15 protein-coding genes are annotated in these 15862 nt (G+C 65.8%); 9 read left to right on the top strand and 6 right to left on the bottom strand.

Annotated elements, in window-relative coordinates:
* Positions 1 to 28: 28 nt before the first annotated feature.
* From crtY to LCL94_RS04480, 6 genes are all read left to right on the top strand, one after another.
* Positions 29 to 1213, top strand: coding sequence for a lycopene beta-cyclase CrtY (gene crtY / locus LCL94_RS04455; RefSeq protein ID WP_224831156.1), 1185 nt, complete (start codon positions 29 to 31; stop codon positions 1211 to 1213).
* Positions 1210 to 2748, top strand: a complete 1539-nt coding sequence (locus tag LCL94_RS04460; RefSeq protein WP_222553752.1) for a phytoene desaturase — start codon at positions 1210 to 1212, stop codon at positions 2746 to 2748. The genes crtY and LCL94_RS04460 overlap by 4 nt, the downstream gene beginning before the upstream one ends.
* Positions 2748 to 3329: a TIGR00730 family Rossman fold protein gene (locus LCL94_RS04465; RefSeq protein WP_224831157.1), complete on the top strand. Its 582-nt coding sequence runs from the start codon at positions 2748 to 2750 to the stop codon at positions 3327 to 3329. Before LCL94_RS04460 ends, LCL94_RS04465 begins: the two co-directional genes overlap by 1 nt.
* Positions 3330 to 3424: 95 nt before the next feature.
* Entirely contained in the window at positions 3425 to 4345 is a 921-nt protein-coding gene (locus LCL94_RS04470) for a phytoene/squalene synthase family protein (protein WP_224831158.1), read from the top strand.
* A gap of 36 nt (positions 4346 to 4381) precedes the next feature.
* Positions 4382 to 6250, top strand: a complete 1869-nt coding sequence (locus tag LCL94_RS04475; RefSeq protein ID WP_224831159.1) for an acetyl/propionyl/methylcrotonyl-CoA carboxylase subunit alpha — start codon at positions 4382 to 4384, stop codon at positions 6248 to 6250.
* Between the two features lie 58 nt (positions 6251 to 6308).
* Positions 6309 to 7859, top strand: a complete 1551-nt coding sequence (locus LCL94_RS04480) for an acyl-CoA carboxylase subunit beta (protein WP_224831160.1) — start codon at positions 6309 to 6311, stop codon at positions 7857 to 7859.
* Here LCL94_RS04480 and LCL94_RS04485 read toward each other — a convergent pair.
* Complete coding sequence (locus LCL94_RS04485; RefSeq protein WP_224832660.1) at positions 7856 to 9121, bottom strand: multidrug effflux MFS transporter; 1266 nt, start codon at positions 9119 to 9121, stop codon at positions 7856 to 7858. The two genes, LCL94_RS04480 and LCL94_RS04485, sit on opposite strands and share 4 nt — an antisense overlap.
* Positions 9122 to 9186: 65 nt before the next feature.
* Between LCL94_RS04485 and dinB the strand changes: the two genes are divergently transcribed.
* Positions 9187 to 10302 carry a DNA polymerase IV gene (gene dinB, locus LCL94_RS04490; protein ID WP_224831161.1) on the top strand — a complete coding sequence of 372 codons (1116 nt, stop codon included), beginning with the start codon at positions 9187 to 9189 and terminating at the stop codon, positions 10300 to 10302.
* Here the strand turns inward: dinB and LCL94_RS04495 are convergent.
* From LCL94_RS04495 to LCL94_RS04515, 5 genes are all read right to left on the bottom strand, one after another.
* Positions 10299 to 10769: an NUDIX domain-containing protein gene (locus LCL94_RS04495; RefSeq protein WP_224831162.1), complete on the bottom strand. Its 471-nt coding sequence runs from the start codon at positions 10767 to 10769 to the stop codon at positions 10299 to 10301. The two genes, dinB and LCL94_RS04495, sit on opposite strands and share 4 nt — an antisense overlap.
* Complete coding sequence (locus tag LCL94_RS04500; protein ID WP_224831163.1) at positions 10757 to 11377, bottom strand: 6-phosphogluconolactonase; 621 nt, start codon at positions 11375 to 11377, stop codon at positions 10757 to 10759. The genes LCL94_RS04495 and LCL94_RS04500 overlap by 13 nt, the downstream gene beginning before the upstream one ends.
* A 73-nt stretch (positions 11378 to 11450) precedes the next feature.
* Positions 11451 to 11912: a Dps family protein gene (locus tag LCL94_RS04505; protein WP_224831164.1), complete on the bottom strand. Its 462-nt coding sequence runs from the start codon at positions 11910 to 11912 to the stop codon at positions 11451 to 11453.
* Positions 11913 to 12011: 99 nt separating this feature from the next.
* On the bottom strand, positions 12012 to 12572 hold the full coding sequence (locus tag LCL94_RS04510) for a hypothetical protein (protein WP_224831165.1): 561 nt from the start codon (positions 12570 to 12572) through the stop codon (positions 12012 to 12014).
* Between the two features lie 10 nt (positions 12573 to 12582).
* Positions 12583 to 13899 (bottom strand): alkaline phosphatase PhoX, encoded by a 1317-nt coding sequence (locus tag LCL94_RS04515; RefSeq protein WP_224831166.1) that lies wholly within the window; start codon positions 13897 to 13899, stop codon positions 12583 to 12585.
* A gap of 81 nt (positions 13900 to 13980) precedes the next feature.
* Here LCL94_RS04515 and LCL94_RS04520 point away from each other — a divergent pair, with 81 nt between their 5' ends.
* Both LCL94_RS04520 and LCL94_RS04525 read left to right on the top strand, forming a co-directional pair.
* The gene (locus tag LCL94_RS04520) at positions 13981 to 14775 is read left to right on the top strand and encodes an SDR family oxidoreductase (RefSeq protein ID WP_224831167.1); all 795 of its coding nucleotides are present in this window, start codon (positions 13981 to 13983) and stop codon (positions 14773 to 14775) included.
* 92 nt (positions 14776 to 14867) lie between these two features.
* Complete coding sequence (locus LCL94_RS04525) at positions 14868 to 15857, top strand: L,D-transpeptidase family protein (protein ID WP_224831168.1); 990 nt, start codon at positions 14868 to 14870, stop codon at positions 15855 to 15857.
* Positions 15858 to 15862: the final 5 nt, after the last annotated feature.

The raw sequence follows: 15862 nt of genomic DNA on the forward strand, positions 1-15862 counted from the left end.
GGCCCTGCACCCTTAAGCGACTTTCCCCATGGGCCGCAGGTTCGACATCGCGATCGTAGGAGGAGGGCTTGCCGGCGGACTTGCCGCGCTGGCGATCCGCCGCGCGCATCCCTCGCTCTCGCTCGCCCTGTTCGAGGCGGGCGACAGCTTCGGCGGCAACCACCGCTGGAGCTGGTTCGAAAGCGATTTGTCGCAGCAGGGCGAGGCACTGCTCGCGCCTTTCGCCCGGACCGAATGGACCGGCGGAAACGAGGTCCGCTTTCCCGCGCACCGGCGCGTGCTTTCGGCCAATTACCGCTCGCTCGACAGCCGCGATTTCGATCGCACGCTGCGCCGCGAATTGCCGCAGGAAGCCCAGCAGCTCGGCTCGCGGGTGGCGCGCCTCTATGCCTCGGGGATCGAGCTTGCTTCCGGAGAGCGCGTGGAAGCGCGCACCGTCATCGACTGCCGCGATGCCGGGCCCAGCAAGCACCTGACGGGCGGCTGGCAGGTTTTCCTCGGCCAGCACCTGCGTACCGCCAGCCCCCACGGGATCGAACGCCCCGTGATCATGGATGCGACGGTCCGGCAGCACGGCGCCTATCGTTTCGTCTATCTCCTGCCGATGGGGCCGGACGAGATCTTCGTAGAGGACACCTATTACGCCGACAGCGCCACGCTCGATGCGCCGGCCCTGCGCGAACGCATCGCCGCCTATGCCGCGGACAAGGGCTGGGAAGCCACGGTGCTGCACGAGGAAACCGGCGTGCTTCCGGTCATCACCGGGGGCGATTTCGCGGCCTACCGCGCTTCGCTGGAAGAACCCGAAGTGGTGCTGGCCGGCGCACGCGGCGGCTTCGTGCATCCGCTGACCAGCTACACCATCCCGGTGGCGGTCGAGAACGCGCTCGCCATCGCCGATGCCGCCGCCTTTCCGCGCGACGAGCTTGCCCGCCTGGTCGACCGGCGCGCGCATGAACACTGGCGCCGCACGGGCTTCTATCGCCTGCTCGGCAAGATGCTGTTCGAAGCAGCGATCCCCGAGGAACGATATCGGGTGTTCGAGCGCTTCTACCGCTTGGGCGAACCCCTGATCGAACGGTTCTATGCCGCGCGTTCCAGCGCCCTCGACAAAATGCGGATCCTGTCAGGAAAGCCGCCGGTACCAATTTCGCGTGCGGTCGCAGCCCTGCTTGGCAAGGGAGCGCCGCTCGTCCAAGAGGATCGACGATGAACGCCGATGTAACGCCTCCCGATATTTCCTCCGCCACCGAGATTCCCCAGACCGGCCGCACCGCCTGCGTGATCGGCTCTGGTTTCGGCGGCCTTGCGCTTGCCATCCGCCTGCAGTCCGCAGGCATCGCGACGACGGTCGTGGAAGCGCGGGACAAGCCGGGCGGTCGGGCCTATTACTGGGAAAAGGACGGCTTCACCTTCGATGCCGGCCCCACCGTCATCACCGATCCAGACTGCCTGCGCGAACTTTGGGGCCTGACCGGCCACGACATGGCCGAGGATATCGAGATCATGCCGGTGATGCCGTTCTACCGGCTCAACTGGCCTGACGGCACGAATTTCGACTATTCGAACGACGAGGAAGAACTGTTCGGCGAGATCGCCAAGCTCAACCCCGCGGACGTTGCCGGATACCAGCGGTTTCTCGACTATTCCGCCGGTGTCTACGAGGAAGGCTACGTCAAGCTGGGGCACAAGCCCTTCCTCGACTTCAAGTCGATGCTGAAGGCGGCTCCGGCTCTCGCCAAAAAGCAGGCGTGGCGCAGCGTCTATTCGATGGTTTCAAGCTACGTCGAGAACGAGAAACTGCGCGAGGCGCTGTCGTTCCACACGCTGCTGGTCGGCGGCAACCCGATGAAGACCAGCAGCATCTACGCCCTCATTCACAAGCTGGAGAAGGACGGCGGTGTCTGGTGGGCCAAGGGCGGCACCAACCGGCTCATCGCGGCCATGGTCACCCATTTCGAACGGATCGGCGGCACCGTCCGCCTGCACGACCCGGTGGTGCAGGTACACACGCTCGGCAGCAAGGCGAGCGAGGTCGAAACCCATTCCGGCTGGAAGCAGCGTTTCGACGCGGTCGCCAGCAATGCCGACATCATGCACAGCTACAAGGACCTGCTGGCCGGTTCCAAACGGGGCAAGACCTACGCCAAGTCGCTGTCGCGCAAGAGCTTTTCGCCCAGCCTCTTCGTCGTCCATTTCGGCATCGAGGGCACATGGCCGGGCATCCCGCACCACATGATCCTGTTCGGCCCGCGCTACAAGGGCCTGCTCGAGGACATCTACGACCACGGCGTCCTGCCGCAGGATTTCTCGATCTACCTCCACCACCCCAGCGTGACCGACCCGGGCATGGCGCCTGAAGGCATGAGTACCTTCTACGCGCTGGTGCCGGTCGCCCACATGGGCAAGCTGTCGGTGGACTGGCAGGAAATGGGCCCGATCCTGGAAAAGCGCATTCTCGACGAGGTCGAGCGGCGCCTGATCCCGGGCCTCCATGGCCGGATCAAGACCAAGTTCCACTACGCGCCGCGCGATTTCGCGATGGATCTGAATGCCCATATGGGCAGCGCCTTCAGCCTCGAACCGGTGCTGACACAAAGCGCATTCTTCCGCGGGCACAATCGCGACGACGTGATCGACAATTTCTACCTCGTGGGCGCGGGCACGCACCCGGGCGCCGGCATCCCCGGCGTCGTTGGCAGCGCCAAGGCGACCGCGGGGCTCATGCTTGAGGATTTGCTCGCCTGATGAAACGTCTTGCCGTCTACTGCGGTTCGGCATCGCCCGAAGATCCGCGCTATATCCAGCTTGCCTATGATGTCGGAGCCGGCCTTGCGAAACGCGGCATCGGTGTCGTCTACGGCGGTGGCCGCCTCGGTCTGATGGGCGCGACCGCGCGCGGCGCGCTCGATGCGGGCGGCGAGGTGATCGGCGTCATTCCCGACGCGCTCGCCAATTCCGAAGTCGCCAATCACGACTGCACCGAACTCTACACCGTCTCCGGCATGCACGAGCGCAAGCAGCGCTTCACCGATCTGTCCGACGGTTTCGTGACCATCCCCGGCGGGGTCGGCACGATGGACGAATTGTGGGAAGCGATGAGCTGGGCGCAGCTCGGCTATCACGACAATCCGGTCGGCCTGCTCAATGCTTTCGGCTTCTATGACGAGCTGATCGCCTTCAACCGCAAGATGGCCGAGGTCGGCTTCGTGCGGCCCGTGCACCAGGGCATCCTCGTGCACGACACGACGCTGGGCGGCTTGCTCGACCAGATGGAAAACTACGTGCCGCATACGCCGATTTTCCAGATGAAGGCCGACGACCTCTGAACAAGCCGCGCCCCCTCACCACCCAGAACCTGCGCCAGACGCCGGCCCGGGCTGGCGGCGGGCGCGAGCGGCACTTCCTGGTCGACAAGGCGCGCGTGGCGATCGAGGAAGGCTCGCACAGCTTCGCCGCCGCTTCCAAGCTGTTCGATCGCGGAACGCGCGAGCGGGCATGGCTGCTTTATGCCTGGTGCCGCCGCTGCGACGACATCGCAGACAATCAGGACAAGGGCGGGCCACTGGGCGACCAGGGTGATCTCAAGAACGCGGAAGACCGCGTGCAGGCGATCCGCGTGCTGACGAAGCGCGCGCTCGACGAACAGCCCACGGCCGATTTCGCCTTCGACGCCTTCGGGCTGGTCGCCGACGAGACGGGTCTCACCTGGGAAATGGCCAACGACATGATCGGCGGCTTCGCGCTCGACGCGACGCGCTGGCAGCCCAGGACCGAGGCCGACATGCTGCGCTATTGCTATCACGTGGCAGGTTCCGTCGGCGTGATGATGGCCGTGGTGATGGGCGTGAGCACGGACGACGGCGAAACGCTCGACCGGGCCTGCGATCTCGGCCTGGCCTTCCAGATGGCGAATATCACGCGCGATATCGTCGAGGATGCCGAGGCGGGGCGCTGCTACCTGCCTGCCACCTGGCTGGCCGAAAGGGGCTGGCAGGCAGGCGAACACGCGCATCCGGACAACCGTTTCGCCCTCGCCAGCCTGATGCCGCGCCTGATCGCGCTGATGGAAAAGCACGAGGCTGCATCGAAACTCGGCGCGAAGAAGCTGCGGTTCCGCCAGCGCTGGGCGGTGCTGGCCGCGGCCAATATCTACGGCGCCATCGGGCGCAAGGTCCTCTCCCGCGGGCAGAAGGCGTGGGACCGCCGCGTGCGCGTGAGTGGCCCCGAGAAGCTCTGGCACGTCGCCACCGCCTTCTTCGAAGCACTGCGGAACCGTCCCTCCGGTCCTGCCGAACCGATCATCTGGACGCGCCACGATTTCCGCCCTGTTGCAGGCTGGTAGCTTGAAGCTGCGCGACGCTACGTCTAGCGAGCGTCCATGATCCAAAAGCTCCTCATCGCCAATCGCGGCGAGATCGCCTGCCGCATCATCCGCACCGCGCGTGAAATGGGCATCGCCACTGTCGCGGTCTATTCGGATGCCGATGCGAAGGCGCTGCATGTCCGCAGCGCCGACGAGGCGGTCCACATCGGCCCCTCGCCCGCTGCCGAAAGCTATCTGGTGGGCGAAAAGATCATCGCCGCCGCGAAGCAGACGGGCGCCGAGGCGATCCATCCGGGCTACGGATTCCTCTCCGAAAACGCCGGTTTCGCGCAGTCCGTGATCGACGCGGGGCTGATCTGGGTCGGACCGAAGCCTGCCAGCATCGAAGCGATGGGCCTGAAGGACGCCGCCAAAGAGCGCATGATCGCTGCGGGGGTGCCGGTGACGCCGGGCTATCTCGGCGAGGACCAGTCGGTCGAACGCCTGAAGAAGGAAGCCGACGGGATCGGTTATCCCGTGCTGATCAAGGCAGTCGCTGGCGGCGGCGGTAAGGGGATGCGCAAGGTCGATGCCGCAGCCGATTTCGAGGCCGCGCTGGAAAGCTGCCGGCGCGAGGCCAAGGCCAGCTTCTCCAACGACGAGGTGCTGCTCGAAAAGTGGATCACCTCGCCCCGCCACATCGAGGTGCAGGTCTTCGGCGATAGCCACGGCAACGTCGTCCACCTGTTCGAACGCGACTGCTCATTGCAGCGCCGCCACCAGAAGGTGATCGAGGAAGCCCCCGCTCCCGGCATGGACGAGGCCACCCGCGAAGAGATCTGCGCCGCCGCCGTGCGCGCCGCCAAGGCGGTCGATTACGAGGGTGCGGGCACGATCGAATTCATCGCCGATGCCAGCGAAGGCCTGCGCGCCGACCGCATTTTCTTCATGGAAATGAATACCCGCCTGCAGGTGGAGCATCCGGTGACAGAGGAGATCACCGGTGTGGACCTGGTCGAATGGCAGCTGCGCGTCGCAAGCGGCGAGCCGATCCCGCTCAGCCAGGAAGACCTCGTCATCGACGGCTGGGCTATCGAGGCGCGCCTTTATGCGGAAGACCCGGCCAAGGGCTTCCTGCCGAGTACCGGCCGTCTCGACCATCTCGAATTCGTCGAGGAAGGTCGCGTGGAAACCGGCGTCGAGGAAGGCGATGCGATCTCGCCCTTCTACGACCCGATGGTGGCCAAGCTGGTCAGCTGGGGCGAAACCCGCGACGAGGCCATCGAAGGTCTCGATGCAATGACTGCAGGCGTCGAAGTCTGGCCCGTGCGCACCAATGCCGGTTTCCTCAACCGCGCGCTCAACGATCCCGACTTCGTCATGGGCAATCTCGACACGGGCTTCATCGGCGAACGGCTCGACAGCCTCGTTCCGACGGGCGAACCGGACGAGGAGGTCTGGCAGACCGCAGCTGCCTTCGCGCTGTTCGACGAGGACGAGGACACCGAAGGCAGCTCGCTGTCCGGATTCCGTCTCAACGCCGAACCGCGCCGCAGCGTCGCGCTGGCCAATGGCGGCGAGACCCGCACCCTGTCGGGCGATGGCGCGCTGCCCGAGGCGACCGGCCTGCTCGATGCGGAAAGCGTTATCGTGTTCGACGAGGGCATGGCCTACGACTTCGCGCTGTCGACGCGCGGCGGCGGCCATCACCATGCCCACGACGGCGACATCATCGCCCCCATGCCGGGCAAGGTCATCGCGGTCGATGTGGCAGACGGCGACACCGTCACCGTGGGCCAGCGCCTGATGGTGCTCGAAGCGATGAAGATGGAACACGCCCTCACCGCGCCGTTCGACGGGACCGTCACCGGCCTGTCGGTCAGCGCCGGCAGCCAGGTGCAGGTCGAGGCCGTGCTGGCGGTTGTGGAGCCCGTAGAAGAATAGGGCTTTCCTTTCGGCCCATCCCTTGCAAGCGTGCCTTCCCTGAGGAGAGAACACGCGCATGGGCTGGGACAAGGAACTGGAAGAACTGCGCCACCGCGAGGCGCTGGCCGAGCAGATGGGCGGCGCGGACAAGGTCGCCCGCCAGCATTCACGCGGCAAGATGGACGCGCGCGCCCGCCTCGCGGCGCTGTGCGACGAAGGTTCTTTCCGCGAGATCGGCAAGATCGCAGGACGCGGTTCCTATGACGAGGACGGCAATCTCGCCGGCGTCCTTCCCGCTCCCTTCCTGTTCGGCAAGGCGCTGGTGAACGGCCGCCCGGTCGTGGCGACGGCCGACGATTTCACCATTCGCGGCGGGGCGGCCGACGCAGGCATCAGCCGCAAGATGGTGCAGGCCGAAAAGATGGCGCACGAGCTCAAGCTGCCCATCATCCGCATGATCGACGGCACCGGCGGCGGCGGAAGCGTGAAGACGCTCGAACAGATCGGCGCGACCTATATCCCCGCCGTTCCCGGCTGGTCGGACGTGGTGAAGAACCTCGACACGGTGCCGGTCGTTGCCCTCGCGCTCGGCCCGACGGCGGGCCTCGGCGCGGCGCGTACGGTGGCCAGCCATTACTCGGTCATGGTGAAGGGCCTCAGCCAGATCTTCGCCGCCGGGCCTGCCGTGGTCGACGGGCTGGGTGAAGCCTACAAGGGCTCGGCCGACCACCAGCAGGCCAAGGAAGACCTCGGCGGTTCGGAAATCCACACCCGCAACGGCGTGGTCGACGACGAGGTGGGAAGCGAGGCCGAGGCCTTCGCCCGTGCCCGCCACTTCCTCTCCTTCATGCCCGAGCACGTCGGCCAGCTTGCCCGCCGCTCGCTTTGCACCGACCCGGTCCACCGGCGTGAAGATGCGCTGTCCGGCCTCGTCCCGCGCGATCCCAAGGCAGTCTATTCGATGCGCCGCTGCATGGAGATGGTGTTCGACCAGGGCACGGTGTTCGAGATCGGACGGATGTGGGGCCGCGCCTGCATCACCGCGCTCGCCCGCCTCGACGGCTGGCCGGTGATGGTTCTGGCAAGCGACCCCAGCTACCTTGGCGGTTCGTGGGAAGCCAAGACCAGCGAGAAGGTCGAACGCTTCGTCAAGCTGGCCGACCAGTTCCGCCTGCCGATCGTCCACTTGGTCGACAACCCCGGCTTCATGATCGGGCGCGAAGCGGAGATGGCGGGGACCATCCGTTACGGCGTGCAGGCGATGAACGCGATCTACAAGGCCAGCGTCCCGCTCGCCTCCGTGGTCCTGCGCCGCGCATATGGCATCGCCGGCAGCGCCATGAGCAATGCCGAGACTTACCAGTACCGATACTGCTGGCCTTCGGGCGACTGGGGCAGCCTGCCCATCGCGGGCGGGCTGGAGGTCGCCTACAAGTCGGAACTCGAAGCCGCGGACGATCCGGCCGCCGAACTGGAAGCCATCCGGGCGCGGCTGGAAAAGGTCACCAGCCCCTTCCGCAGTGCCGAGCGCTTCAATGTCGAGGACATCATCGACCCGCGCGACACGCGGCCCCTGCTGTGCGAATTCGCCTCGCTTGCCTGGCGCAGGTTGGAAGCGGAAAGCTAGGCGTCGTCTTCCAGCTTGTCGCCGAACAGCGAGCCGCGTTCGGAAAACAGCACGAAGGCAAGGCTGAGCACCGCCGTCACCAGCAGCGCCAGCGCCAGTGGACGCGCGGTCCCGTCATAGGCAAAGCCGACGAAGGCACCGAGCAGAGCGCCGCTGGTCATGCGCAGGAAGCCCTGCGCGCTTGAGGCGGCACCCGCGATATGGCGGAATGGCTGCAAGGCGATCGAGCCGAAATTGGCCCCGATGAAGCCCAGCAGACTCATGTTAGCCGCCATCAGCGGGACGAAGGTCCACAGCGTCTCGTCGGGCTGGTTGGCGAAATAATACTGGGCTGCCGCAATCGCGATGAAGGCGAACAGCGCGGCATGGCTGACCTTGCGCGCGCCGAACCGTTCCACGATGCGGCTGTTCGACCAATTGGCCAGCGCCATGCAGCCCGCGCAGATCGCGAAGATCAGCGGGAAGCGGTCGCCCGCGCCGAAGGCCTCGCCGATCAACTGCTGGCTCGAATTGATGAAGCCGAACAATCCACCGAAAACCAGCGCGCTCCCGAGCGTGTAGCCGATGGTCTCGCGCAAGGTCAGCGCGGCCTTCATGTTGCGCGCGATCACCGGAATGCGGATTTCCTGCCGGTCTTCTTCGTGCAGCGTCTCGGGCAGGCGGAAATAGACCCATGCGCTCATCGCCACGCCGGCCACGGCCATCGACACGAAGATCCAGCGCCAGTCGCCCATCAGCACAAGCACGCCTTGCCCGACACTGGGCGCGACGGCAGGCACGAGCAGGAAGATCACGAAGATCAGGCTCATCATGCGCGCCATGCGGTCGCCGCCCACGCGGTCGCGGATGATGGCGGGCGGCAGGGCAATGATGCCCGCCGCGAAGAAGCCCTGTGCGGCGCGCAGGGCCACCAACCCGTCGAAGCTTGTCACCAGCGCGCAGGCGATAGACAGCACGATGTAGAGGAACAGCGCGACGAACAGCACGGGCCGGCGGCCGTAGCGGTCGGCAAAAGCTCCCGGCACCAGCGTACCGATGCCGGCGGCGAGCAGGTAGGCACCGACCACGAACTGGCGGCGATTGCCCTTCGCACCCAGATCGCCGGCCAACACGTCGAGTGCGGGCAGGATGGCGTCGATGCCGAACGCATTCAGCGCCATCAGCAGCGCCATCATCCAGATGAGTTCACGCTCGCCTATCGGCGTACGCCTCGCGGCGGCGGCCGGGGGTCGTTCCCCGCTGGCAAGCTGGTCGTTTCGCATTTGCACAAAATGGCGGGTGGCGCACAAGGTTCCGCTTTGCAAGGCGTGTCGCTATCTGATGTTGCATGAGCGACACGGAAGGCAGCGATGAGGAGGAGGCCGACGGCCTCAGGAAAATCATCCATGTCGACATGGATGCCTTCTTCGCCAGCGTCGAGCAGCGCGACAATCCGGAGCTGCGCGGCAAGCCCGTGGCGGTCGGCGGATCGAGCGGACGCGGCGTGGTCGCCGCCGCCAGCTACGAAGCGCGCAAGTTCGGCGTGCGGAGCGCGATGCCCTCGGTCACGGCCAAACGGCTGTGCCCCGACCTCATCTTCTGCAAATCGCGCTTCGATGTCTATCGCGAGGTCAGCCAGCAGATCCGCGCGATCTTCCGCCACCACACCGATCTTGTCGAACCGCTGAGCCTCGACGAGGCCTATCTCGATGTGACCGAGGACAAGCTCGGTATCGGCAGTGCAACGCGCATTGCCGAACTTATCCGGCAGGAAATCCGCGCCAAGACGAAACTGACCGCGAGCGCGGGCGTGTCCTACAACAAGTTCCTCGCCAAGCTTGCGAGCGACCAGAACAAGCCCGACGGCCTGTGCGTGATTCGCCCCGGCGAAGGGGCGGAATTCGTCCAGTCGCTGCCGGTCAGGCGCTTTCACGGCGTGGGGCCCAAGGGCGCGGAGAAGATGGACCGGCTGGGCATCGAGACCGGTGCGGACCTTGCCGCCAAGGACATCGAGTGGCTGCGCGCCCATTTCGGCAGTTTCGCCGACTATCTCTACCGTGCGGCGCGGGGCATCGACCTGAGGCCCGTCCGCTCCAGCCGCATCCGCAAGTCTGTCGGCGGGGAGCGCACCTTCAGCCGCGACCTGTCATCGGGCAGCGAATTGCGCGAGACGATGGAGGACATCATCGACATCGTCTGGGGCTATATCGAACGGGCCGAGGCGAAGGGCCGCACGGTCACGCTAAAGATGAAGTACACCGACTTCCAGATCTTCAGCCGCGCAAAGACGGTCGACAGGCCGATCGAGAGCAAGGAAGAATTCGCCGCCATCGGCCGCGCTTTGCTGGAAGAGGTCCTGCCGCTGCCCATGCCGATCCGGCTGATGGGCCTGACCCTGTCGAAACTGCAGCGCGACGGCGAGGACGAGCCCTCCCGCCCCGACGCGCAGCTCAGCCTGCTCTAGCCTGCGCGCTGGCGCCACAGCGCCAGCCGCGCGCGCGTGCGCGGGCTGAGCGGTTCGGGCAGCGAATGCGTGGGGAAGAAGCGCGCTTCGACGATTTCGCGCCCGTCGGCCTTCGGCACGTCGTTCACCACGCCCGAGAAGATATGCGCCGTGTGCGCTGCGCCCGACAGTGTTTCGTCGATCGTGCCGATCTGCTTGAGCGCGCTGATTTCGCAGGCCACTTCCTCGCGCAGTTCGCGCCGAGCGGCCTCTTCAGGCGTCTCGCCCCGGTCGATACCGCCGCCGACGAAGTACCAGAAATCGGGCCCGTAGCTGTGCCGCACGAGCAGGATTTGCCCGTCGAAGTCGCGCGCGATCACGCTGACACCGTCACGGCTCACGCCGGTGCGCTGCCGGACGATGGCACGGATGCGATAGGCGATGCGAAGGGCGAACCGGTGGGCCGGAACCGGGATCAGGTGAAGCATGTCACCGGCTGGCTCGCGCCCGACAGGAAACGGGCGACTGGAAGGTCGCTGGCACCGGCAGCGGCGGCATCGAAGACGGCGCGCTTGTCCTCGCCGCGGATCACGAAAGCGACCTGCGCGGAATCGAGCAGGGCCGGCAGCGTCAGGCTGATGCGGTCGAAGGGCGCTTCGGGCGGCAGCGGATCTGGGGTCAGGCGCACGATCCGATGCGCTTCATCGAGCTGCGGGTCGGTATTGGGGAAGAGCGAGGCGATGTGCCCGTCCGCCCCCATTCCGAGCCAGGCAAGGTCGAAACGCGGCACGGCTTCCATCTCGGTCAGCGTCACGACTTCGGCACCGGCGGGTTCGAACAGGGCGCGCAGCTTTCCCGTATTCGAGGCTGCATGGTCTTCCGGCACGATCCGGTCATCATTCGGCCAGACGACCAGCCGCGCGAAGTCGAGATCGCTTTCCAGCAGCCTGCCGATGATGGGGAACGGGGTCGAGCCGCCCGGCACGGTGATTGTCACCGGGCCTTCGGTGGATGCCAGTGCCTCTCCGATGCGGGCCGCCAGCCAATCGGCGATCGCGCCGTCGTCCGCATTCTCGATGATCGTTACGTCAGCCATGCCCGTCACATACAGCAAACCCGTCCGCACCCAAGGTACGAACGGGCCTGAATTGGTATTTTTTTCGAAGGCCTTACTTGGCGGTCTGGTTGAGGAACCAGATGCGCTCCTCCGTCTGGTCGATCCAGTCATCGACGATGCCGCTGGTGGCGTTGTCGCCTACTGCCTCGGCTTCTTCCTTCACCTTGGCCAAGCGGTCGTGAAGCTTGCGATTGTCGTCGCGCAGTTCGGCCACCATCGCATCGGCTGTGATCGTGACGTCGTCCTGGTCGGCAATCTTGGTCTCGCTCGCGATCGTCCCGATCGAGGTAAGCGTGTATTCGTCGTTCTTGCGCACGCGTTCGCCGATGGCGTCGACCGTCCCGATCAGCTGGGCGGCCTGTTCGTCGAACAGCAGGTGCAGGTCGCGGAAACGCGGGCCTGCGACGTGCCAGTGGAAGTTCTTGGTCTTCATGTAGAGCGCCAGCGTGTCGGCCAGTGCGCCGTTCAGAGCGGTCACCAGACCGGCTTTCGAATTGTTGCCGAGTTCGGCCATGATTTTTCCCCTTGGTCGGATTTCTGTCTTGTCCAACCAACGGTCGGGCAAGCGGGGGGTTTCATGGTCTATCTAGGTCGGTTTAATCGCTTCAGGCGATTAAGATATCAATCCACGAACGGATAATCCGATTGTTACAGCCATCACTGCGAGCATGAAAGCAAGGCCAAGTCGCAGGCCCCTCAACGGCAATTTTGCAAGCTTCGGCCCCAAGGCATAGCCGGCTACCATGGCGGCCATACCGCCCATTGCCCCGCCCCCTGCAGCCATGTGCGGGAGGGCGAGCGCCGCCGCCAGTGCAAAAACGACGAAGCGCGCGGCATCGGTCGCCTGTCGCAGGATCAGCGTGAGCGCAGCCGCGCCGAGCGAGCGTGTGGGCTCTTCCGGCATCCGGCCTCGAATGGGCCATGCCAGCTCGGCTGCCGACAGCAGCAGGGCCAGCGCGACGAACATCTGCGACGCATTGACCGATAGCATTTGGGCAAACCGGCCGCCGGCCCATCCGGCCAGTGCGCCGGTCAGCGCCGCGCAGGCGAGCGCGGTCGCGAGGAGGCCGGTCGAGGGTCCCAGTTCGGCACGCAAATACGCCACCAGCAGCTGGTCGCGTGCGCCCGCCGACAGCACGAAGCTGGTGACAAGGGCGAAGAAGAACGCGCTCATTCCCGGCCCGTCAGGCGACCCAGGGACCGGTAATCGCGATCGTGCGGGTCGGCGAATAGGCGTTGACGAAGAACCACTTGCCATCGGGAGAGAAGCAGCCTCCCGCCAGTTCCGTCTGCATATTCAGGCGCCCGAAGTCGTAGGGCTGGCCGTCGGGCGTGATACCGCGCAAATGGTTGTCGACGACCGGCGTGTACTGATCCTCGCACACGATCAGATGGCCGTTGGGTCCGACCGTCAGGTTGTCGCCGTAATTGAACTGGTGCTGGCTCTCGCTCTCGAAGAACAGCGAAAAACGGTCCTCGCCCTTTCCGCGGCCCGGCGTGAGGCGGAAGACCTGGCCGAACTTGGCGAGCCCGCCGCTGGTCGAGCAGACGTAGAGTTCGTTCTCGCCCATGTGGATGCCCTCGCCCCGCGCGATCACGGCAGCGCCCATGCGGGCGGCGCGGGTGCGCAGGTCGTCTTCGGGCGCCTCCACATCGTCGAGATCGATCCACCGCACCGCGAAATCGCGGCCCACCGGCATGACCGGCGTATCGAAATTGCGCGTATCGGCGATGCCATCGACGACCATGGCCTGCAGCTTGCCGCCTTCGGCCAGCTTGCCCGCGACCTTGGGAATGAAGCGGTAGAGCACCGAATCCGGCCGGTCTTCGGTCAGGTAGACGTAGCCGGTGACGGGATCGACACAGGCAGCTTCGTGGTTGAAGCGGCCCATGGCCTTCAGCGGTACGGCATCGACCAGACCTTCGGCATCGGCGGGCACTTCGAACACCCAGCCATGGTCGCGGCCCAGCTTGTCGGGCGCGATCTGGTCGGGCTTGCTGACGAATTCCTCGCAGGTCAACCAGCTGCCCCAGGGCGTGATCCCGCCGGCGCAATTGCGGATCGTCCCTGCAAGCGAGCGGTATTCGCGCTTCTTTTCCAGCGTCTTCGCATCGAGCACCAGCGTGGTCGTTCCGCCCGGCAGGACGAACTGACCCGCCGCCTTGTCATAGCCGCTGAGGATGGTGCCTCCCGACCCGTCGGTTGGGACAAGCTCATGGTTGCGCACCAGCGCGATCTCGCCGTTGGGCAGCGGCAGACAGCCCATGCCATCGGCCTTATCCGGCACTGTGCCCCCGTCGCTCATCGCATCGTCGAAGCTGGAGAGCAGCCGGTAGGTGAAGCCCTGCGGCAGGTCGATAAGGCCCGCCGGATCGGGCACGAGCGGGCCGTATCCCACCGCCTGCGCCGCACCGCGGGTCATGCAGCCGCTGAGCGTGAGCGCTCCGAAAGCGGTGGCAGTGGCGGACAGGAACTGGCGGCGGTGCAACTGGGCGGTCATCGAAAGTCTCTCCATTGGCCGACTGGCCTCGCCATGCGATAGCAGGGTGACTCGCAAATGACAGCACGAGAGGAGAGGCGGATGAAATTAACCGAAGGTATGGCCGCAGTGGTGACCGGCGGCGCATCGGGACTGGGTAAGGCGAGCGCATCGGCGCTGGCGGACCTGGGCCTCAAGGTGACGATCTTCGACGTCAACGAGGAGGCAGGCCAGGCCCATGCAGAGGCCATCGGCGGCCATTTCGCCTACGTCGACATCACCGACGAACAATCGGTGGTCGACGGTTTCGCCTCGGCCCGCGCGGCGCACGGACAGGAACGCGTGACGGTCCACTGCGCCATGACCAGCCGCCGAGGCAAGACGCTGGGCTGGGACAAGGAAACAGGCGGCTACAAGCGCCTCTCGACCGAAGATTACGCGTTCGGGGCGGAAGGCATCCTCGTCTCGTCCTATCGCATCGCCAGCCATTCGGCGCTCGGCATGGCGAACTCCGAACCGCTGAACGAGGACGGGGAGCGCGGCTGCATCACGCTGACCGCCAGCGTGGCAGCGCAGGACGGCCAGATAGGTCAGGTCATCTACGGCAGCTGCAAGGCGGGCGTGAACGGCCTCGTCCTGCCGATGGCACGCGATCTCATGGAACTCGGCATCAGGGTGAACTCGGTCATGCCGGGCATTTTCGCGACGCCGCTGATGCTGGGCATGAAGGACCGCAACCCGCAGATGTGGGACCAGCTCAATGCCAGCGTGCCCTTTCCCAAACGGCTCGGCCACCCGGAGGAATTCGCCTCGCTGATCTGCGAAATCGCCCGCAACAGCTACATTAACGGACACCAGTTCCGGCTCGACGGCGCGATCAGGATGCCGCCGAAATAGCGGGCCATCGTTCCGCCCGTCGCGGGAAGGCTTGACTGGCATCGCCTTTGCGGGAGAACCTGCAGGCGGAGCCGTTTTCGGGGGAATTTGCCATGCGTTCGCTTGCCGTCTTTGCCGCTTTCACCGCCCTTGCAGCCGCCCAGCCGGCGCTTGCGCAAGGGGAGAAGGTCAGCTCCGTCGTGGAGCTTGCCCAGAAGGCAGAGACGCTCAAGCCCGGCCAATGGGTCTGGGCCCCCGAGATTTCGCCCGAAGGTCCGGTGGTGGTCTATGTCGACCTCACCCGCCAGATCGCCGACATCTACCGCAACGGCGTGCGCATAGGGGTGTCGACCGTCTCCACCGGCAAGCCCGGTCACGAGACACCGACCGGCGTGTTCGCGATCCTGCAGAAGGACCGCAACCACCACTCCTCGACCTATAACAATGCGCCCATGCCCTTCCAGCAGCGGTTGACCTGGGACGGGGTGGCGCTGCATGCAGGCGGCCTGCCCGGTTATCCGGAAAGCCATGGCTGTGTGCACCTGCCCTACAAGTTCGCCGAGCAGCTGTTCGGCTCCACCTCGATGGGAGGCACGGTGATCGTGCAGGGCCGCGCCGGGGCGCCGATCAAGTATCCGGCGGGCGGTGTGCTTTCCCCGGCAACGGCGTCGGGCCTGCCCGAGAATTACCGCCCGCTCGCCGCGGACGAAACCTTCCGCTGGGACGACGAGGCGGCAGAGCCCGGCCCGCTTTCGGTGGTCATCTCGACCTCGGACAACAAGATGGTGGTGATGCGTTCGGGCAAGGAAATCGCCCGTTCCCGCATCGAGCTGGACGGCGCGCCGAGCGAGACGATCGTGGCGACCCTGTCCTTCGATCCCGACGGGACCCTGCACTGGTCGATGGTGCCCCTGCCCGGCCATCACGACGCGACCGGCCACCCGATCGACCCGAGCGTGCTCAACCGGTTGCGGATGCCGCATGGCATGATCACCCGGCTGCGCGAGCAGATGACCGCGGGGACGCACGTCCTGCTGACCCATGCCAGCGTAAACGCGAACACGACTGCCGTGCCGCTGACGGTGATGGCCGCCAACGACTGAGAATT

This window comes from Qipengyuania gaetbuli (assembly GCF_020171365.1).
GTDB classification, from domain to species: domain Bacteria; phylum Pseudomonadota; class Alphaproteobacteria; order Sphingomonadales; family Sphingomonadaceae; genus Qipengyuania; species Qipengyuania gaetbuli_B.